A 20,116-nucleotide genomic window follows, 5' to 3' on the forward strand; every position below is an offset into this window, starting at 1 on the left:
CCCCGCTGCCGGAGGTCCCCGCCGCCCCATGGACGCCCACCCGCGCACCCCTGAGCCCGGCCGAGTCCCGCTGCGGCAGCTGGCCCCCGCGCTCGCCGGTCACCGGCCGCCTCCCTCGCCGGGCACCTGGGCATCTCCGTCGACTGCGGCGTCACGGTCATCGCCGTCGAACCGCGCGAGCCCGACCCCGGTGACGGCCAGGACACCGGTCCGCGCAGCGACCGCTGCGCCGAGATGGTCGCCCCGGGCGCCGGCTCGCCGCGATGCGCCGCGGCTGCGGCTGTACCGCGACCGGCCCGGGACGGGTGGCCCCGGCGCCCTTCCCCGATGAGATACGCGTCTCAGAGGGACATGTGTCTCATTGGGACATTAAGAGCTATCCTGGAGGCACGGGGGTCGGACATAAGCGACGAAGGAGTCGAGTCATGAAGGCGCTTCAGTACCGCACCGTCGGGTCTGCACCCGAGGTCGTCACCGTTCCCGATCCGGAGCCGGGTCCGGGGCAGGTCCTGCTGAAGGTCACCGCCGCCGGCGTCTGCCACTCCGACATCGCTGTCATGAGCTGGCCCGCGGAGAGCTTCCCGTACGAACTGCCGCTGACCCTCGGCCACGAGGGGGTGGGCACCGTCGCCGGTCTCGGCGCGGGTGTCACCGGACTGAAGGAGGGCGACTCCGTCGCCGTCTACGGGCCGTGGGGTTGCGGCACCTGCGCCAACTGCGCGCAGGGCAAGGAGAACTACTGCCTGCGCGCCGACGAGCTCGGCATCCGCCCGCCCGGCCTCGGCGCCCCCGGCTCCATGGCCGAGTACATGATCGTCGACGACCCGCGCCACCTCGTGCCGATCGACGGCCTCGACCCCGTCGCCACCGTGCCGCTCACCGACGCGGGCCTCACCCCGTACCACGCGATCAAGCGTTCGCTGCCGAAGCTGGTGCCCGGCTCCACCGCCGTCGTCATCGGCACCGGCGGCCTCGGCCACGTCGCCATCCAGCTGCTGCGCGCCATGACCGCCGCCCGCGTCATCGCCCTGGACGTCTCCGAGGACAAGCTCGCCCTCGCCCGCACCGTCGGCGCACACGAGGCGATCCTGTCGAACGCCGAGGCCGCCGCGAAGGTCAAGGAGCTGACCGGTGGCCGCGGCGCCGAGGCCGTCTTCGACTTCGTGGGCGTCCAGCCCACCGTCGAGACCGCCGGCGCCGTCGCCGCCATCGAGGGCGACGTCACCCTCGTCGGCATCGGCGGCGGCACCCTGCCCGTCGGCTTCGGCGCGACGAACTTCGAGGTCAGCGTCACCGCCCCGTACTGGGGCAGCCGCGGCGAGCTCATCGAGGTCCTCGATCTCGCGCGGGCCGGCGCCGTCTCCGTGCACACCGAGACGTACTCGCTCGACGACGCCCCCAAGGCTTACGAGCGGCTGCACGAAGGCAAGATCAACGGGCGCGCGGTCATCCTGCCCAACGGCTGAGACCGGCCCCGAAAGGTCGATTTTCGGCCACAGAATTCGTGCAGCGCTCAACTGTCGGCGAGGAGGGGGCTGTTCCGGGTGACGGGTGATCAATAGCCTGAGGCGGACCGCCCGTCACCCATTCAGGGAGCCCCATGTCCACCGCGCAGGTCCCCGACATCCTCTCGCCGGAGTTCGCCGCGAACCCCTACCCCGCGTACCGCGTCATGCGTGAGTCAGCGCCCCTCTTCTGGCACGAGGCCACGCAGAGCTGGATCGTCTCGCGGTACGCCGATGTCGAACGCGTCTTCAAGGACAAGGAGGCGCAGTTCACCACCGACAACTACGACTGGCAGCTGGAGCCCGTCCACGGCAAGACGATCCTCCAGCTCAGCGGCCGCGAGCACGCGGTGCGCCGGGCCCTGGTCGCCCCCGCCTTCCGCGGCAGCGACCTCCAGGAGAAGTTCCTGCCGGTCATCGAGAACAACTCCCGCGCCCTGATAGACCAGTTCCGCGCCACCGGCTCCGCCGACATCGTGCACGACTACGCCACCCGGTTCCCGGTCAACGTCATCGCCGACATGCTCGGCCTCGACAAGGCCGACCACGCCCGCTTCCACGGCTGGTACACCGCCGTCATCGCCTTCCTCGGCAACCTGGCGGGCGACCAGGAGGTCGCGGCGGCCGGCGAGCGCACCCGCGTCGAGTTCGCCGAGTACATGATCCCGATCATCCAGGCCCGCCGCGAGAACCTCGGCGACGACCTGCTGTCCACGCTCTGCGCCGCCGAGGTCGACGGCGTACGGATGAGCGACGAGGACATCAAGGCGTTCTGCAGCCTGCTGCTCGCCGCCGGCGGCGAGACCACCGACAAGGCCATCGCCAGCATCTTCGCCAATCTGCTGGTCAACCCCGAGCAGCTGGCCGCCGTCCGCGAGGACCGTTCGCTGATCCCGCGCGCCTTCGCCGAGACGCTGCGCGTCACCCCGCCCGTCCACATGATCATGCGCCAGTCCGCGGTCGACGTGGAGGTGTCGGGCGGCACGATCCCCGCCGGGGCCACCGTCACCTGCCTCATCGGCTCCGCCAACCGCGATGCGGACCGCTACAAGGACCCCGACCGCTTCGACATCTTCCGCGACGACCTGACGACCACGACGGCCTTCTCGGCCGCCGCCGACCACCTCGCCTTCGCCCTCGGCCGGCACTTCTGCGTCGGTGCGCTGCTCGCCAAGGCGGAGGTCGAGATCGGCGTGAACCAGTTGCTCGACGCCATGCCGGACGTCCGGCTCGCCGACGGCTTCGACCCGGTCGAGCAGGGCGTGTTCACCCGTGGCCCGCAGTCCCTGCCGGTGCGGTTCACGCCGGTCGGAGCCTGACGCCAGACCTTTTACGGGTGTAGTATCTCCGTATGCATCGTTCTTCGTGTCTGACCTGGTGGCGCCTCACTTAGAGGCGGCCACAGTCATGCACGTACAGGGCCGTCCCCGGACGGCCCTTCTTTCTTGCCTCCCGCGGAGGTCATGCCGTCCCGAGGGCGCCCGTGACCATCGGGAGAGACCATGAGCACGACCGACACGCTTGGCACCACCACCGCACAGGCCCGCAGCGCCGAGCTCGAGAAGCTGATCCAGAAGGAGCCCGGCCGGTTCCGCGTCCTCACCGGCGACCGTCCCACCGGCCGACTCCATCTCGGCCACTACTTCGGCACCCTGCACAACCGCGTCAGACTCCAGGACCTCGGCGTCGAGACCCTGGTCCTGGTCCCCGACTACCAGGTGCTCACCGACCGCGACATCGCCGAGAACCTCAAGGAGTACGTCGAGGAGCTCGTGCTCGACTATCTGGCCATCGGCATCGACCCGGAGCGCTCCACGATCTTCGCGCACAGTGCTGTGCCCGCGCTCAACCAGCTGCTGCTGCCGTTCCTCAGCCTCGTCTCGGTCGCCGAGCTGAACCGCAACCCCACCGTCAAGGACGAGATCGCCCACTCACGGCAGGCGGCCGTCAGCGGCCTGATGCTCACCTATCCCGTCCACCAGGCCGCCGACATCCTCTTCTGCAAGGCGAACGTCGTGCCCGTCGGCCAGGACCAGTTGCCCCACCTGGAGATCACCCGCACCGTCGCCCGCCGCTTCAACGACCGCTACGGCAACGGAGGTTCGGTCTTCCCGCAGCCCGAGGCGCTGCTGTCCGCCGCACCGCTGCTGCTCGGTACCGACGGAACCAAGATGAGCAAGAGCCGCGGCAACGCCATCTCCCTGTCCGCCGACGCCGACGAGACCGCACGTCTGATCCGCGGCGCGAAGACCGACGCCGAGCGCCACATCACGTACGACCCGGCGAACCGGCCCGAGGTCTCCTCGCTCGTCCTGCTCACCGCCCTGTGTGAGGACGGCGACCCGCGGCAGGTGGCCGAGGAGATCGGCGCCGGGGGCGCCGCGGCGTTGAAGCGCCGGGTCACCGAGGCGGTCAACGGCCACTTCGCGCCGATCCGGGCCCGCCGGGCCGCCTACGCACAGGACCGGCGCCTCGTCAGGGACGTGCTGCGGACCGGGAACGAGCGGGCGGGCGCCCTCGCCGACGCGACCCTGAAGGAAGTACGCGCCGCCATGCACTGCGACTACTGAAGGACGGGCCGTGCACCCGCGCGGCGGGTGCACGGCGGCTCACTGCACGACCGGCGTGAAACTGACCGGCAGCGACGTCAGACCGCGCATCCAGATCGACGGCCGCCACCTCAGCTCCGCCGGGTCCACGGACAGGACGATGTCCGGCAGCCGGTCCAGGAGCGTCTCCACCGCCGTGCGCGCGATCACGTCGGCCAGCAGGGGAGCGGGGTAGGGGCAGCGGTGCTCGCCGTTGCTGAACGACAGGTGCGCCGCGTTCTCCGCGCCCACGTGCGCCTCCGGCCAGATCTGTGGGTCCGTGTTCGCGGCGGCGAGCCCCAGCACCACACAGTCGCCGGCCCGGATCTGCCGGCCGCCCAGCTGCGTGTCGCGCACCGCCCAGCGGCCGATGAAGTTCTGCGTCGGCGTGTCCAGCCACAGCACCTCGTTCAGGGCCTCGCCGACACTGAGCCGCCCGCCCGACACGTTCAGCGCGAACCGCTCGTCCGTCAGCAGCAGACGCAAGGTGTTGCAGATCCAGTTCGCCGTCGGCTGCTGGGCCGCCGCGATCACCGAGATCAGGTCCTGCACGATCTCCTCGTCGGTGAGACCCGCCGGGTCCTGGATCATCCGGGAGGTGACGTCGGGGCCGGGCCGCTCCCGCTTCTCCTTGACCAGCTTCTGGATCCGCTCACCGACGCGGACGTACGCGGCGACCGGATCGTCGCCCTCCGCCGCGTCCAGCGAGATCCGCAGGTCGTCCACCAGGTCCTGGGTGTCCGTGCCCGCGTGCGGCATCCCGCACATCTGGACGGCGGCCACCATTGGCAGCGCGTGCGCGTACGCGTCCATCAGCTCGGCCTGCCCGCTGCCCGCGAACGCGGCGATGAGCCGGTCGGCGATGAGCCCGCAGTCCCGGGCCAGCTCGAACTGGTCGACCTGCTCCAGGGCGTGCGTGATCACCCCGGCCCGCCGCTGGTGCTCCGCGCCCTCCGTGAACAGGACCGAGGGCTGATAGCCGACGAACGGCAGCAGCGGCCAGTCCTCGGGGATGTGCTCCCACTGGTTCCAGCGCCGCGAGTCCCGCGCGAACAGCTCGTCGTGCGAGGTCACATAGCTCAGCTCGGAGTAACCGAGGACCAGCCACGCGGGCACGCCCCCGTCGAGCAGCACCGGCGCGACCGGGCCGTGCTCACGCCGCAGCGAGCGGTACAGCTGCGAGGGCGTCTGCTGGTACTCCAGACCGCTGAGCGGCACCGCACCCGCGTGGGCGGGGCAGCCGGCGGGAGCGCCGCTGGGGGAAGGGGTCGGGCTCTGCTCGGTCACGGTGTCGTCTCCTGGGCCATGGCCATTGCGTAGAGGTGGTCCACGAGGGTGATCAGCACGTCCTTGCCGGAGGACCTGACGCGGGCGTCGCAGTCGACCATCGGCACGTGCTCCGGCAGCGCGAGGGCCTGCCGGATCTCGTCGAGCGAGTGGCGCACGGGCTCGTCGTCGAACCGGTTGACCGCGACCACGAACGGCGTGCCGTGGTGCTCCAGGCGGTCGATCGCGTACCACGAGTCGTCCATCCGGCGCGTGTCGACGAGGACGACCGCCCCCAGCGTCCCGGAGAACAGCCGGTCCCACAGGAACCAGAACCGCTCCTGCCCCGGCGCCCCGAACAAATACAGCACCATGCGGTCGTTCAGGCTGATGCGGCCGAAGTCGAAGGCGACGGTGGTCGTGGTCTTCGCCGCCACGCCCGTCGTCTCGTCGACGCCCACGCCGGCCTGCGTCATCACCTCTTCGGTGTTCAGCGGCCGGATCTCGCTGACGGAGCGGACGAGGGTCGTCTTGCCGACCCCGAACCCGCCCACCACGACGATCTTCAAGCCGGTGTCCGCGAGGGCGCCGAGCGGTGAGCGGTGCGCGGGCAGTTCAGAGGTTGCGGAGCCCATGGAGCACCTCCTTGAGAAGGGCGGAATCGGGGAGGGCCGCGCCGGCCGAGGCCGGGCGCGGATGACGGGCGGTGACCTTGCCGCCGGCCAGCAGATCACCGAGCAGGATCCGTACGACGGTGATCGGGAGCTTCAGCTCCGCGGCGATCTCCACGACGGCCGTGGGATCCCGGCACAGTTCGAGGATCCGTACGTGCTCGGACTGCATCCCGGCTGTCGGCTCGCACTCACTGACCACCAGCGTCACCAGGTCGAACGACGTGTCGTCGACCCGGCTGCGGCCCCCGGTGACCGTGTAGAGCCGGTCCGGGTCGCCGGTGTCCACCGGCCGGCGCGTCACGAGGCGCCGCCCCCGGCGGTGGACTCGCGCGGTTCGGCCCGCAGGTGCTCCCCGATCTGCTCCACCAGCTCCGTCATCTGGTGGCCCACCACACCCGGATCGGCGTCCTCGTCCGCGACGACCGCCAGATGCGCCCCCTCGCCCGCGTCCACGATGAAGAGCAGGCCGCCGTGGAACTCCGTCATGGAGTGCCGTACACCGCCGCTCCCGTCGCCGAACTCCACCGACGCGCCCTGCGCGAGGGCCTGGATGCCGGAGCAGATCGCCGCGAGCTGATCGGCCTGGTCGAGCGTCAGATGCTCGCTCCAGCACAGCTTCAGCCCGTCCCGGGACAGGACGAGGGCGTGCCGGGTGCCGGGGGTGCGCTCCAGCAGGCTCTCCAGGAGCCAGGTCAGGCTGGTGTCAGTGGTCTGCATGGCGGGGTCGGGCGGTGCTGCGTCCGGCACTGCCGGACACCGCCCGTGCCTCCAATCTCACGGTGTAGAGCGGGGGTTGAGGGGTCCTTCGGGAGCGCGGCGGCCTACTCGGGCCGATCGCCTTCCTTGGCCTTGCGGGCGCGGTGGAAGGCGCCGAAGCGGGAGCCCGCGTCCCGGCCGGGCTGGGTGGCCCGGTCGGCGGCGGGCGCGGGCGTGGCTCGTCCGCGCTCCTGGTCGGCGGCGGCCATCGTGCGGCCGGGCGGGCGCACCGGCAGTCCGTTCGGGGTCGCGGCGGCCGGCTGTGCGGGCTGCGGCACACCGGCCCCGGTCTGCTCGGGCTGAGCTGTCTGCCCGGTGAGCTCGACGGGTTCGGCGCGCTCGTGGGTCTCCGTGGTCTCCGTCCGCGCGGGGGCCGGGCGCGGCGCGGGCACGGTCTGGGGCTGCACGATGTCCCGCTGCTGGGCGAGGAGCTGGGGCGGCAGCAGGACGACGACGCCGGTTCCGCCGCGCGAGGACGGGCGGAAGTTCACGTCGATCCGGTACTTCGCGGCGAGCCGGCCGACGACGGCGAGGCCGAGCCGGGTGCCCTGGAGCGACGCCAGGTCGGTGACCTGACCCGACACCGCCTGCTCCGCGCGGCGCATCGCCGCGTCGGCCATCTTCAGGCCACTGTCCTCGATGGTCACGACGAGCCCCGCGGACCGCTCCTCGACGTAGACGTGCACCTCGTCGATGGGCGGCGAGAAGTTCGCCGCGTTGTCCATCAGCTCGGCCAGGAGGTGCATCACGCCCTCGGCCGCGAACCCGGCGATCGCCGCGCCCGTGGCGCAGTGCAGCCGCACCCGCTGGTAGGCGGCGATCCGGCCGACGGCGCCGCGCAGCACGCTCTCCATCACGATCGGCTTGTTCCAGGCGCGGCTGGAGCGACCGCCCATCAGGAGCGCCAGCCGGTCGGTCATCAGGCCGAGCTGGGAGGTGGAGTGGTCCAGGCGCAGCAGATCGCCGAACACTTCCTCGCCGTGCCGCTCCTGCATGCCGCGCAGCTCCGCCAGCATGCTGACGGACTTGGCCTGGACGCGGCTGAGCGCCTTGGCCGAGGCGGCCTGGGCGGCGGCGGCCCGTCGCTCGCTCAGCGCGAGTTCGCGCAGGAACCCTTCGGCCGGAACCCTCAACAAGGGGTTCTCCGGCCAGGTCAGCTCGGCGAGCACGGTCTCGGCGGACGAGCCCTCGCGCAGCCGGGCCACCGCGGTGGGGAACGTCTCGGCCGTGAGCCGGTCCAGTTCCTGGCCGGCCCGCTCCAGCACGCCGCGGGCGGCGTCCCGCTCCGCCGCGGCGTGCACGGCCTCCCGGACGGACGTCTCGACGGTCGCCGTGAACTCTTCCATGATCCGGCGCAGTTGGGGATCGGACGGTGCCATCGCCGGTCCCGCGCTCGCCGTCTCCCGCAGCTGCCGCACGACGCCGGGCAGCGTCACGTTCACCAGTTGCGCGGCCTCCGCCGCCTGCTGGGCCAACCGGCCCTGCGCCTGGGCGAGGTCCTGCCGGGCGCGTACGGTCTCCCGCCGGGCCCGGCCGAGCAGGACGATGCCCGTCACGACGGCGACGGTCAGGCACACCCACGCGATCGCGGCCGTCCACACGGCCCAGGTGCGGGCGCCGGACGGGGCGAGAGCGGCAGCGGCGCCGGCGGCGGCCGCCGCCACCACCAGCACGGCGAGTGCCGCGCCGAGGGAGGTGCGCCCCGCCCTGGCTATCGCTTGCGGGCTGGGGGGTGCAGGCACTGACATTCCGCGGGTCCCTCGGTCCTTGAGTGGGGAAGCGACGAGCCGACCGGTCATGTCGGCTGCGGATCCGGTCAGCAGGCATCGAAGGGGACGCCGATCTTCCGGACCGTTTGAGCGTTCATGCTAGTCATGCCGACGGCCGAGATGGCCGGACAAGCCGGGCAGTCCGCCTAGCCGAGAAGTTCGTCGTGAACTCGCCGTCAGGTGGCCGGTTCGTGCTAGCGCCTGAACTGGCCATCTCAGCCTTACAAAAGCGGATGTTCGGGAGATCATCTCGGGACCGCAGGCCCCTGTGCAGGAAGCGGACTGCGAGCCGCGAGCGCTTCAACGCCCGGGTCGGCGAATGTTTTCGGCCATCATCAGTCGGCTTCCGTGACGTGCCATCGGCCTACTTCCGCGTACTGGGAGTCATGGATCGCCGAGCCGTCACCGGGCGTCAGGGCGAAGTGGTGGAGGTTGCCGCCCCAGTACCGCAGGATCCGGCCCAGCTCGCGGGCCGCGTCGCCGTCGAACGCGGAATCGCCCATGTCGACCTCGAGAAGGAATTTCATGCCTTCCACTGTGTCATTGAACTCCAGTTTGAGACTTTTGCGGGACCCGTAGCTGCCGCGCAGGAACGGTCCTTCGAAAGTCGGCTCCGGACATGCATGCTCCGGCTGATCCCGGGAACCAGGAGGGTGAGCAGCTCAAGCAGCCCACCCCCCCCCGGGCGCTCGAGCCTGTGGCCCTGTCGCCTCCTCTCCCCCCCCTGTGAGGCGACGGGGCCGTCTCATGTCCGGGGCCCCCGGGCGCGCGGAGCGCGTTCTCAGACGCCCTGCTTCGCCCCGAGCACCAGCACCTGGATCGCGAGCACGGCGGCACCGCGGGCCCACGCGTGGAAGTCGGAGACCTCGGTCTCCAGCACGACGGGCTCGGCGTCGGGGTGGCGCCGGGCCCGGACCGTGGCGGCCACGACGTCGCCGGCCACCTCCATGAGCCCGACGCCTTCCCCGGCCAGCAGAATCTTCCGCGGCAGCGCGAGATCGGCGATCTGCGCCACCATCACGCCCAGTGCGCGGGCCGCCTCCGTGACGACCCGGGCGGCCGCCGGTTCCCCGGCCGCCGCCGCGGTCAGGATCTCGGCGTACGTCGCGGGCCGCCCGGTCGCCGCCTGCAGCTGGTAGCGGATGCTCGGGATGGTCAACAGGGAGGCGGCGCTGCCCCGTTCGCCCTCGGGGGTCAGCGGGCCGCAGGGGTCGACGATCCAGTGCCGGCCGATGCCGCCCCCGCCCGTACGGACCGGTCGGCCGTCCAGGACGAGTGCGTAGCCGATGCCCGCCCCTATGGTGAGCAGCGCGAACCGGTCGAGGCCGCGGCCCGCGCCGAACCAGGCCTGTGCCTCGGCCAGGGCCGCCACGTCGTTGTCGACGACCACCGCGAGCCCGGTGCGCTCGCCCACCAGGTCCGCCAGCGGCACCTCGGACCAGCCGAGGAAGGGGTTGTCGACGACCACGCCGCGCTCGCGCACCGGACCGGCCACGCCGATCCCGATCCCGGCGAGCCGGGCGAAGCGCGACGCGAAGTCGCCGGTCAGGTCCGCCAGCAGCGCGGCTACGCGCCCCGGGTCATGGGTGTCGAGCGGCACCGAGCGCCGGGCGACGACCTCGCTGCGCAGCGTCGTGACGACTCCGTGGACGGCGTCACCCGTGATCTTGAACCCGGCGAAGTGCCGCGACCCCGCGACGACGGCGAGCGGCTGCGAGGGGCGGCCCTGCCGGGGCTGAGCCGTCGCCGCCTCCTCGACCAGCAGGCCGGAGTCGATCAGCGGCCGGGTCAGCCGGGTGAGGCTGCCCGCGGAGAGGCCGAGTCGCCGGGACAGTGCGGAACGGGACAGCGGGCCGTGCGTGAGCACCTCGATGGCCACCGCACGCTCACCGGGGCTCAGCGGCGGCCAGCTCTCCTTCTCGGGTGCGCTCATGACCGGAAGAATTGTTCCGCGACGGAAGCAAAGTCAAGGCGGGGGAGGGGAGTTGAGGAGTGCGGGCGAGACGCGGTGTCGTCTTGACGGGTGGATCCTTCCGCCCCAAAAGTAATCGGAGGTATCCGTCGCCTCCGGAAAGGGGTCCGCCGTGACCTTCTCGCTCGGCATCGTCGGCGCAGGACAGTTCGCCGGCCAGTTCGCGAAGCTGTTCCACGCGCATCCGGGGGTCGGCGCGATGTACGCCACCGATCTGATCCCGGAACGGGCCGAGGAGCTCGTCGCCGGTGAGGGGCTGACCCGCACGTTCGACACGTACGACGCGATGCTCGCCGCACCGGACGTCGACGCCGTCGCGATCTTCACCCAGCGCTGGACCCACGGCCCACTCGTCCTGCGGGCCCTGCGCGCCGGCAAGCACGTCTACTCGGCGGTGCCGATGGCGATCACCGAGGAGGAGATCGGCGCGATCATCGACGCCGTCCGGGAGACCGGCCTCACGTACATGATGGGCGAGACCAGCCAGTACAACCCGGCGACCGTGCACGCGCGCCGGCAGATCGCCGACGGCGCCTTCGGGCGTCTCTTCTACGCCGAGGGCGACTACGTCCACGACATGGACCTCGGGTTCTACGAGGCCTACCAGTACAGCGGGGGCGCCGACTGGAAGGCCACGGCCAGCTACCCGCCGCTGCTCTACCCCACCCACTCCGTCGGCGGCGTCCTCGGAGCCTGGGACACGCACGCGGTGAGCGTCTCCGCGATCGGGGTCCGTGACGCACGCGGGGACGGCGTCTTCGACAAGGACGTCAGCCGGTTCGGCAACGACGTGTCGAACGCGACCGCGCTGTTCGAGGTCGCGGGCGGCGGATCGTTCCGCACCAACGAGTTCCGCCGGGTCGGCTACCCGTCGCACATCCGGGAGTCCCGCTTCCGGTTCTTCGGGACCGACGCGAGCATGGAGCAGCTCGCCACGGTCAGCCTCTGGCAGGACAAGAAGGGCGTCACGGACATCTCGGAGCTCCTGCGGCCCAAGCCGACGGTGGCGCCGGACGACCCCTCCCTCGCGAACGTCGCGCCCGCCCTGCGTGCCGCGTTCACCTCGGGCTCGGCGCCCGTGCACGACCGCGCCCGGCTGCCCCGCGTCTTCGACCGGCTGCCCAACGGCCACGAGGGCAGCCATCACTTCCTGGTCGACGACTTCGTCACCGCCGTCGCCACCGGCGACCACCCCCCGGTCAACGCCTGGGTCGCCGCCCGCTACACCCTGCCGGGCATCGTCGCCCACGCGTCGGCGCAGCGCGACGGCGAACGCCTGCGCGTCCCCGACTTCGGCGACGCGCCCTGATCCGCCGGACGGGTCCTAGCCTTGGTGGTGGTGCTGCTGCGGGGCGCCGCCCTGCGGAGCACCGCCCTGCGGAGCGGTGGCCTGCGCGAGCATGGCCTCCGCCTGATCCTTGGGTACCTGGTGCTCGACGCCGCAGAAGGTGCACTGCGTGCGGAACTTCGTCGAGATGGGGAACAGCGGGACGAAGAACAGCGTGAACTTCGTGACGTACTTGCGCACTGTGTGAGCCGCGGGGTTCCCGCAGTTCCCGCAGACGAACGTGAGTATCGCGAGCTGAAAGGCGTAGCCCCGCGTACCGAAGATGATCATTCCTGGCCCCTCCCGTGCCGTGGCCACCGCCGAGGGTTCGTGGCCGGAGCGCCATCGTAGGCGGCGCGCGTACCGGCCTCACAGGGCGTATCCCCGTACGGAGTGCTCCCGCCGCGCCCGACGGCCCGGGAACGGGAGGAACCCGTCGCTTTCCGGCACCGGAGTGTCACGGAACGTACGGACACGGCCGTGCGGCCGGGCCGAATCGGCAATCCGGGGGTCGTGATGCAAGGATTGCCGCATGGCAATCAAGACCTACTTCGACATCACGATCAACGACGAGCCCGCCGGGCGGATCACGTTCAACCTCTTCGAGGACGTCGTCCCGAAGACCGCGGAGAACTTCCGCGCCCTGTGCACCGGCGAGAAGGGCTTCGGCTACGCCGGTTCGTCCTTCCACCGCGTCATCCCGCAGTTCATGCTGCAGGGCGGCGACTTCACCGCCGGCAACGGCACGGGTGGCAAGAGCATCTACGGCGAGAAGTTCGCCGACGAGAACTTCCAGCTCAAGCACACCAAGCCGGGCCAGCTCTCCATGGCCAACGCGGGCCCGAACACCAACGGCTCGCAGTTCTTCATCACGACCATCGTCACCGACTGGCTCGACGGCAAGCACGTCGTCTTCGGCGAGGTCGCGGACGAGGCGAGCATGGAGCTCGTGAAGAAGATCGAGGCCCTCGGCTCGCGCAGCGGTGCCACCTCGGCCAAGATCACGATCGCCGAGTCCGGTCAGCTCTGACCGACCTCGCACGGAGCCGGGGCCCCCGCCGTACAGGCGGGGGCCCCGGCTCCGTCGTTTCCCGCCCGCGCGGCAGCCGGACAGTGACGGGACAGTAAGACGACGACCCCAACTCCCCGCCGGGCGGCTCGGGTTAAGGTCTCGGTCGACGGACCAGTGATCCAGTTCACCGTTTCCTCGACCCGGGAGGCCTCCGTGCGTCTGCGCACCTTGCCCACGCTGCTCTTGTCCGCCGCCCTCACGGCGGGAGCCCTGGCCGCCACCGCGGCACCGGCCGCCGCCTCCACCGCCTCCGCGGCGTCCTTCGAGGAGCGGCTGCGCGCCATACCGGGGGTCACCGTCACCGCGGTCACGGACAAGGAGGGCTTCCCGCTCTACTCCCTGTCGATCACGCAGCCGATCGACCACGACAAGCCGTGGTCGGGCACCTTCCAGCAGCGGTTCACCCTCTGGCACAAGTCGACGGCCAAGCCGGTCGTCTTCTACACCGGCGGCTACGGCCTGTCGTCGACCACCCGCGAACCCACCACGATCCTCGACGCGAACCAGCTCAGCGTCGAGCACCGCTTCTTCGGCCCGTCCGTCCCGGCCGGCGCCACCCCGTGGCAGAAGATGACCGTCCAGCAGGAGGCCGCCGACGAGCACGCCATCGTGCGGGCCGTCAGACCGCTGTACGAGAAGTCCTCGAAGTGGCTCGCCACCGGTGGCAGCAAGGGCGGCATGACTGCGACGTACCACTACCGCTTCTACCCGCGGGACTACGACGGCGTGGTCGCCTACGTCGCCCCGAACGACGCGAACAACAAGGACGACAGCACCTACGACCGCTTCTTCAGGACGGTCGGCACCAAGGAGTGCCGCGACGCGCTCGCCGCCGTGCAGCGCGAGATGCTCGTGCGGCGCGACACGCTCCTGCCGAAGTTCGAGAAGACCGCCGAGGACGCGGGCTACACCTTCACCGACACGCTCGGCACCACCGACCGCGCCTACGAGTTCGCGGTCCTCGACCAGGTGTGGAACTTCTGGCAGTCGGGCACCGTCGACAACTGCCCGACGGTGCCCGACGCGAAGACCGTCTCCGACGACGCGCTGTACCAGTGGTCGCTCGACCACGGCCTGTCCATCTACGAGGACTCCACGCTCGGCGCCAACGGATCGGGCCCCTACTACCGGCAGGCCGCCGCCCAACTCGGCTGGGCCGACCTGAAGTTCGAGAACCTCAAGGGCGTCCGCCACTACCCGGACATCTACCAGCCGAACTCCGTGCTCCCCGCCGACATGCGCACCGGCTACGACGGCGCCGTCATCAAGGGCGTCGACAAGTGGGTGCGCACGGAGTCGCAGCGCATGCTGTTCGTGTACGGGCAGAACGACCCGTGGAGCGCCGAGCAGTTCACGCCCGGCAAGCGCGACTCGTACAAGTACATCGTGCCCAACTCCAACCACGGCGCCCGGATCTCCGCCCTGCCCGCCGACCAGCGGGACGCGGCCACCGCCACGATCCGGCGGTGGGCCGCGCAGTAGCCGCACGCACGGGGGCCGGTGGGCCCTCGCTACTTGCGCGGGCCCACCGGCACGTCCAGGGGCCTGGCCAGGCCGGTGATGCCCTCGTCGAGGCGCTGCAGATGACGCAGCACGCGGAACGTGACGGTGTTCGCGGCCGGGACGCCGAGGCCGTCGGTCTCCAGCATCGCCGCGATGCTCGCGCCCGACTCGACGCTGCCCGTCGTGTCCGTCTCGGTCACGTGCGCGACGAGCACGTCGATGTTGTGGGCGATGCGCCGCGCGGCCCGGCCCAGGCGCGGATCGGCACCCACCCGCTTGCTGTACGGCACGAGTTCGGCGGTCGCCGCCAGCGACCGGGCGTGGTAGGCCGACGTCTCCAGGAGCGCCACCAGGTAGCGGGCCGTCTGGCGCCGCTCGCGCAGCGGCGTGATCGGATGGGTCAGCGGCTGCGTGGACGCCCGCAGGTCGTCGAGCGCGGTGTCCAGGTCCCGCGCCTTGTCCAGGAGATCGACCGCCGGTCCGCCGCTGAGCTGCTCCACCGCGCCCGCCACGACCTCGCCGAGCCGCTCCAGGACCGTGCCGAGCAGTTCGTCGGTGCGGCTGTCGGTACGCACCGGCAGCACCAGCACCGCCGCGATGATGCCGCACGCCGCGCCGAGGGCCGTCTCCTCGATGCGCAGCACGAGCACGTCGAAGCTGTAGGTGTTCAGGAGCGTGTACAGCAGGCCCAGCATCGCCGTCACGAAGAACGACATCAGCGCGTACGACAGCGGAGCGGTGAAGAACATCGCGAACACGCACAGCAGGACCAGCACGAACGCGAGCCAGGTGTGGTGACCCACCGCCCCGGCCAGCGCCACACCGGCGACGACCCCGAGGACCGTGCCGAGCAGCCGTCGGTAGCCCTTGACGACGATCTCGCCCGTGGACGCGGTGTTGAGGAAGACGACCCAGCAGGTGAGCACCGCCCAGTACCAGCGCTGGCTCGACAGGAACTCGCCGCCGACGATGGCGAGCGCCGAGCCGACGGCGACCTGGAACGCGGCGCGGGTGGTCGGCCGCTTGAGCCCGTCGGGTTCCTCGGCCTCCTCCTCGGCGGGTGCCTCCTTCTCCGCCGTGATGGACACGTCCTCCGCGTCGAACTCCTCGCGTGACCGGGTCGTGGCGGGGGAGTCGTCGGACTCGTCCTGCGGCCCGTCGAGCGCGAGCCTGAGGCCCATGACGGCGCGCGCCGCCTCACCGATGCCGCGGAACACGTCCTGCGCGGCGAGCGTGGCCCCCGGCGGGATGCGCTCCTCGTCGCGGTAGCCGAGCAGACGGTTGCGTACGTGGGCGACGGCGGTGCCCCGGTTGGCGTCGGCGGGGCGCGCCACCATCAGGTGCAGGGCGCCCAGGTCGCGGCGGAGCGTGGCCGTCGCCTCGTCCTCGCGGGGCAGCAGCGCGCCGGCGGCCGGCACCGGCGCGCCCGGCAGGTGCAGGGTGAGGGTGTCGGCGCGCTCGGCACTGCGCGCGTTCAGGAGCAGCATGCCCAGGCGCTCGGCGGCGACCTCGGCGTCCGCGACACGGCGCTGGATCAGCGCGGCCGTGGCCGCGTCCCGGGTGCCGTCCTCCAGACGGCCCTGGATCATCAGCGCCGCCTCGTGCAGACGTGCCGTGTGCCGGCGCAGGTCGTCGAGGACGTCCTCGAGCTCCTCGGGCGGGGCGTCGAGCAGCCGTGTCTGCGCGGTGACCAACTGGGCCAGCCGCGCCCGGAACGCCTCGCGCAGCCGCCCGAGCACCAGCTGGGGCGTCTCCGGCACGAGCACGAAACGGGCCACCGCACTGCACACGAACGCGATCGCCAACGTTCCGAACAGGAGGGGCAGTTGATCCACCGACGCGTTCACGAACAGGGACACGAAGTAGACCTGGAAACCGATCAGCCCGAGCGCCGTGCCCCGGTCGCCGAATCTGCGACTGTAAACCGCGCCGAAGATCAGCGCGATGAAGAACAGGTCGCCCACCACCACCCGGCTGTGCAGCAGCGCGCCGAGCGACATCGCCGCGAGCGCCACCGGCAGGCCGAGCGCCAGCGTGGCCGCCTGCCCGCGCACCGTCTTCTCGCGGATCGCGAACGTGCCGACCATCGCGGCCATCGCGCCCGCGACCATGTGCGTGACATCGGTTCTGAGCAGCGAGAGCACGGCGAGGGCCAGGCCGATCGCGGCGACGGTCCGCAGTCCGGCCATCAGTCGCAGCAGCCCCGGGTCGGACGCCACGAAGCGGTCCCACGTCCGGGTCAGGGCCGGCCGTCGTGCCACCTGGGTCACCTGTGTCACTCCAAGATCGATCCGTCGTTCGTGCCCCCGAGCATACGAGGATGCGAACGCGGCCTTGACGTGAGCATGGCCTAGTCCTTTACTGCTCCTGCCGTGATTCACGTTGATACGCGATGTTCACACACCTGAACTTCGGCTCTGTGTGGCCGAGTTGACCCGAACCAGGATGTGAGGCACGGAAGTCGATGAAGCGATGTGTCTGTTCGCCGACCGTGGTGTCCGAAGGGCTGCTCCCGCCGCGCCCGTGCCCGCATCCGCGCCCGTTACCCGTACCCGCACCCGAGAGAAGGCCCCCACATGCGTAGACGCCACTTCCTCTCCGGCGCCGCCGCCCTGACCGTGACGACCGCGCTCGCGCCCCTGGCCCACGCGGCTCCTCCACCCGCGGCGCTGCCGCCCCGCACCGAGATCGTCACGGTGCTGCGCCGCGTCGCCGACCACTGGATCGCCGCCCACAGCGACTCCGGCGACAACCTCTGGGCCAACGCCACCTTCTTCAGCGGCCTGCTCGCCCTGCGTCGCCTGACCGGCGACACCCGCTACCTCGCCTATGCGCGCAACTGGGCCGAGCGGCACGACTACGCCCTCAACGGCGGCGCCACCACCCGCCACGCCGACAACCAGTGCGCAGCGCAGGCCTACCTCGACCTGTACGAGGCCGAACCCGAGGACGCGAAACTCACCGCCCTCGAAGCCAACCTGCACCGCATGACGTACACCGACCAGCCCGACAAGAACGACGACTGGTGGTGGGACGACGCCCTGCACATGGCGATGCCCCCGTTCGCCCGTCTCGGCGCGCTGCGCGCCGACCCCGCGTACGCGCAGAAGCTGCACCGCCTCTACAGCCACACCAAACACACCGAGGGCGGCCCCGGCCTCTACGACGACGCGACCGGCCTCTGGTACCGCGACAAACGCTTCCTGCCCGGCGGCATCGTCGCGCCTTCCGGCAAGCCGGTCCTGTGGTCGCGCGGCAACGGCTGGGTGGCCGGCGGCCATGCCAAGACCCTGAAGGCGCTGCCGAGCGCGCACCCCGACGCCCCCGAGTACCGCGCCACTCTCAAGCGCCTGGTCGAGGCGGTCGCCGCCGTCCAGCGAACCGACGGCTTCTGGAACGTGAACCTCGCCGACCCGACGCACCTGCCGGGCCCCGAGACGAGCGGCACCAGCTTTTTCCTGTACGGCACCGCGTACGCGATCCGCGCCGGACTCGTCGACCGGGCCGCGCTGCTGCCCGTCGCGGCCCGCGCCTGGAACGGCCTCGTCGGCAAGGCCGTGCACCCCGACGGCTTCCTCGGCTACGTCCAGAAGGTCGGCGACCGGCCCGAGTCCAGCCAGCCGATCACCTACGACAGCACGGCCGACTTCGGCGTGGGCGGCTTCCTCCTGGCCGGGACGGAGCTCGCCGCACTGGCCGCGTGACGTGCGCGGACGGGGCCAATCGGTCGGACTCGGCGAGGCGCGTCGGGCACGTGCGCCGGGTCCGGCCGTCGCCGTCGGACGATGATCGGATGATCGATGTAGTGGTGTTCCTGTGTGGAGTCATTGGCGTCGCCCTGCTCACCGAGGCCGCGTGGACGATGCGGCGCAGCGTGCAGGAAGGGGGTGACACGACCGCGGTCGTCGCGAAGGCCGTCAGCATCGCCATGGCCGCCTCGCTGTGCGGGGCCCTCGGCCTGACCGCGGTCCTGGTCTTCGCCGTCTCTCACTGACTCCCGTCGACCGACCGGAGAACGGCCGCCACGAGCGGCCCCGACGACTCCCCGCCCCGGCCGCCGCGCTGCATCACGGCGGCCGCGGCGAGGTCACCGTGCCAGGCCGCGAACCAGCCGTTGGGCTCCTTCTGCCCGATGACCTCCGCCGACCCGGTCTTCGCCCCGATGTCCCCGCGCAGCCCCAGCATGGAGCCGGCCGCCGAGCCGGACGTCGCCGTCGTGTGCAGCAGATCCCGCAGCTGCTCGTGCGCGGCGCGGTCGAGCGTCCGCCGCGCCGTGGCGAGCGTGCGGTGATCCACGGAGGGCGCGACGAGATACGGCTGCCTGAACTGCCCCGTCCGCGCGGTCGAGACGACCGACGCCATGGTCAGCGGGTTCATCCGCACCTCGCCCTGCCCGATCATCTGGGCCGCCTTCGACGCGGCGTGCTCGACCGGCACGGACCCGTCGAACGCCGTGACACCGACCGACCAGTGCTCACCGATCCCGAAGACGTCACGGGCCTGGCGGGACAGCTCCTCGTCCGCCAGCTTGCCCGCCTGCGTGATGAAGGCCGTGTTGCAGGACGCCGCGAAGTCGGCGCGGAACGTGCCGCCGGGGATGTCGAAGTCGTCGACATTGTGGAACTGCCAGCCGCCGTACGACGCGGTCTTCGGGCACGGATGCGGCTTGTCCGGGTCGGCCAGCTTCTTCTCCAGGAGCAGCGACCCCGTGATCATCTTCATCGTCGAGCCGGGCGCGAGCCGCCCCTCCAGGGCCGTGTTCGGGCCGTCCGCACGCGAGTTGGCGACCGCCAGGATCTCCCCGGTCGACGGCTTGAGCACCACGATCGAGGCATCGGCGCGCCGGGCGACCTCGCGCTCGGCCGCCTTCTGCACCCGCGCGTGGAGCGTCGTGCGCAGCCGCCCGGGCGCGCCCTCCGGGACGGACAGCAGCGCCGTGCCGCTCGGCGGCTCCGCGTCAGCACCGGCCGCGGCCGGTGGCACGATCCGCAGCTCGACGCCGGGCCGACCGCCCGCCGTCTTCCCGTACGTGCGCCGCAGCCCGTCCACGACCGGGCCGAGCGAGGGGAACGCCCGCGTGTCCAGCGTCCGCCCGTCCCGGTCGACGGCACGCACCGGCGCGGCCCCGGCCTGCTGCGCCACCAGCCGCTTCCCCTGCCCGAGCCGGGGGTGCAGCACCCGGGGCTCCCAGCGCACGACGGCCTTCCCGTCCCCGGCCCGGCGCACCACGGTCAGCGCGGTCTCGTACGTCAGGGGCGCGCGGGCCCCCTCGTAGGAGAACTCGGCCTTCACCGAGAACGGGACCCGCGTTCCGGCGGGGGTGCCCGGCACGAGGTCCCGTGCCGTGAGGCGGGCGTGCTCCCTGTAGTCGCGCAGTGCCGCTTCGGCCGCCCGCGCGTCGTTCGTCCGGTCCGCGGCCGCGCCGGTGTCGCCGTCGGCCCACGCGCCGAGGAACCCGGTGGCCGCCGAGCGGACCTCCGCCGCCGACAGCGGCCCGGTCCGCGGGGCCTCCTGCCCGCCGAACGCGACCCAGGCGCCCACCCCCGCGCCGACCAGCCCGAGCGACGCCGCGCCCGCGATCCAGAGGTGCCGTCTCCTGCGCTCGCCGCCCACGGGGCCTCCGCCCTGCCGCTGGTTGTTCCCGACGCCTCACAGTAGGGCGGCCGACGCCCGCGCTCCCTGTC

At 71.7% G+C, this 20,116-nt stretch carries 18 protein-coding genes; 8 read left to right on the forward strand and 10 right to left on the reverse strand.

Going from position 1 to position 20,116, the window contains the following annotated elements; translation table 11 throughout:
* Positions 1 to 425: 425 nt before the first annotated feature.
* From ACVHNB_RS17520 to trpS, 3 genes are all read left to right on the forward strand, one after another.
* Entirely contained in the window at positions 426 to 1,466 is a 1,041-nt protein-coding gene (locus ACVHNB_RS17520; RefSeq protein ID WP_456228554.1) for an NAD(P)-dependent alcohol dehydrogenase, read from the forward strand.
* Between the two features lie 134 nt (positions 1,467 to 1,600).
* Complete coding sequence (locus ACVHNB_RS17525; protein WP_428950215.1) at positions 1,601 to 2,824, forward strand: cytochrome P450; 1,224 nt, start codon at positions 1,601 to 1,603, stop codon at positions 2,822 to 2,824.
* 183 nt (positions 2,825 to 3,007) lie between these two features.
* Positions 3,008 to 4,075: a tryptophan--tRNA ligase gene (trpS, locus tag ACVHNB_RS17530; RefSeq protein ID WP_456228555.1), complete on the forward strand. Its 1,068-nt coding sequence runs from the start codon at positions 3,008 to 3,010 to the stop codon at positions 4,073 to 4,075.
* Positions 4,076 to 4,114: 39 nt separating this feature from the next.
* Here the strand turns inward: trpS and ACVHNB_RS17535 are convergent, their stop codons facing one another.
* The 7 genes from ACVHNB_RS17535 to ACVHNB_RS17565 all read right to left on the reverse strand — a co-directional run bounded on the left by ACVHNB_RS17535 (position 4,115) and on the right by ACVHNB_RS17565 (position 10,491).
* On the reverse strand, positions 4,115 to 5,380 hold the full coding sequence (locus ACVHNB_RS17535) for a cytochrome P450 (protein ID WP_428950213.1): 1,266 nt from the start codon (positions 5,378 to 5,380) through the stop codon (positions 4,115 to 4,117).
* The gene (locus ACVHNB_RS17540) at positions 5,377 to 5,994 is read right to left on the reverse strand and encodes a GTP-binding protein (RefSeq protein WP_428950212.1); all 618 of its coding nucleotides are present in this window, start codon (positions 5,992 to 5,994) and stop codon (positions 5,377 to 5,379) included. The genes ACVHNB_RS17535 and ACVHNB_RS17540 overlap by 4 nt, the downstream gene beginning before the upstream one ends.
* On the reverse strand, positions 5,975 to 6,334 hold the full coding sequence (locus tag ACVHNB_RS17545; RefSeq protein ID WP_428950211.1) for a DUF742 domain-containing protein: 360 nt from the start codon (positions 6,332 to 6,334) through the stop codon (positions 5,975 to 5,977). The genes ACVHNB_RS17540 and ACVHNB_RS17545 overlap by 20 nt, the downstream gene beginning before the upstream one ends.
* Positions 6,331 to 6,750 (reverse strand): roadblock/LC7 domain-containing protein, encoded by a 420-nt coding sequence (locus tag ACVHNB_RS17550; protein ID WP_428950210.1) that lies wholly within the window; start codon positions 6,748 to 6,750, stop codon positions 6,331 to 6,333. Before ACVHNB_RS17550 ends, ACVHNB_RS17545 begins: the two co-directional genes overlap by 4 nt.
* Before the next feature lie 104 nt (positions 6,751 to 6,854).
* Positions 6,855 to 8,537, reverse strand: coding sequence for a sensor histidine kinase (locus ACVHNB_RS17555; RefSeq protein WP_428950209.1), 1,683 nt, complete (start codon positions 8,535 to 8,537; stop codon positions 6,855 to 6,857).
* Positions 8,538 to 8,893: 356 nt separating this feature from the next.
* Entirely contained in the window at positions 8,894 to 9,085 is a 192-nt protein-coding gene (locus ACVHNB_RS17560; RefSeq protein WP_428950208.1) for a hypothetical protein, read from the reverse strand.
* Between the two features lie 254 nt (positions 9,086 to 9,339).
* Positions 9,340 to 10,491 carry an ROK family protein gene (locus ACVHNB_RS17565; protein ID WP_456228556.1) on the reverse strand — a complete coding sequence of 384 codons (1,152 nt, stop codon included), beginning with the start codon at positions 10,489 to 10,491 and terminating at the stop codon, positions 9,340 to 9,342.
* A gap of 151 nt (positions 10,492 to 10,642) precedes the next feature.
* Between ACVHNB_RS17565 and ACVHNB_RS17570 the strand changes: the two genes are divergently transcribed.
* The gene (locus ACVHNB_RS17570) at positions 10,643 to 11,839 is read left to right on the forward strand and encodes a Gfo/Idh/MocA family protein (protein WP_428950206.1); all 1,197 of its coding nucleotides are present in this window, start codon (positions 10,643 to 10,645) and stop codon (positions 11,837 to 11,839) included.
* A 15-nt stretch (positions 11,840 to 11,854) separates the two neighbouring features.
* Here ACVHNB_RS17570 and ACVHNB_RS17575 read toward each other — a convergent pair whose 3' ends face one another.
* Positions 11,855 to 12,148, reverse strand: coding sequence for a zinc ribbon domain-containing protein (locus tag ACVHNB_RS17575; protein WP_428950205.1), 294 nt, complete (start codon positions 12,146 to 12,148; stop codon positions 11,855 to 11,857).
* A gap of 241 nt (positions 12,149 to 12,389) precedes the next feature.
* Here ACVHNB_RS17575 and ACVHNB_RS17580 point away from each other — a divergent pair, with 241 nt between their 5' ends.
* On the forward strand, positions 12,390 to 12,887 hold the full coding sequence (locus ACVHNB_RS17580; protein WP_428950204.1) for a peptidylprolyl isomerase: 498 nt from the start codon (positions 12,390 to 12,392) through the stop codon (positions 12,885 to 12,887).
* Between the two features lie 195 nt (positions 12,888 to 13,082).
* On the forward strand, positions 13,083 to 14,411 hold the full coding sequence (locus tag ACVHNB_RS17585) for a S28 family serine protease (RefSeq protein WP_456228557.1): 1,329 nt from the start codon (positions 13,083 to 13,085) through the stop codon (positions 14,409 to 14,411).
* 29 nt (positions 14,412 to 14,440) lie between these two features.
* On the opposite strand, the gene ACVHNB_RS17590 is transcribed toward ACVHNB_RS17585, so the two are convergent.
* Positions 14,441 to 16,621: an FUSC family protein gene (locus ACVHNB_RS17590; RefSeq protein WP_428957427.1), complete on the reverse strand. Its 2,181-nt coding sequence runs from the start codon at positions 16,619 to 16,621 to the stop codon at positions 14,441 to 14,443.
* Positions 16,622 to 17,008: 387 nt separating this feature from the next.
* On the opposite strand from ACVHNB_RS17590, the gene ACVHNB_RS17595 reads away from it, so the two are divergent.
* Together ACVHNB_RS17595 and ACVHNB_RS17600 are read left to right on the forward strand one after the other, a co-directional pair.
* Entirely contained in the window at positions 17,009 to 18,136 is a 1,128-nt protein-coding gene (locus ACVHNB_RS17595) for a glycoside hydrolase family 88 protein (protein WP_456228558.1), read from the forward strand.
* An 89-nt stretch (positions 18,137 to 18,225) separates the two neighbouring features.
* Complete coding sequence (locus ACVHNB_RS17600) at positions 18,226 to 18,426, forward strand: hypothetical protein (RefSeq protein WP_428950201.1); 201 nt, start codon at positions 18,226 to 18,228, stop codon at positions 18,424 to 18,426.
* On the opposite strand, the gene ACVHNB_RS17605 is transcribed toward ACVHNB_RS17600, so the two are convergent.
* Entirely contained in the window at positions 18,420 to 20,045 is a 1,626-nt protein-coding gene (locus ACVHNB_RS17605; RefSeq protein ID WP_428950200.1) for a penicillin-binding transpeptidase domain-containing protein, read from the reverse strand. The genes ACVHNB_RS17600 and ACVHNB_RS17605 overlap by 7 nt on opposite strands.
* Between the last annotated feature and the right edge of the window lie 71 nt (positions 20,046 to 20,116).

It is taken from the genome of Streptomyces sp. YJ-C3 (assembly GCF_053891275.1).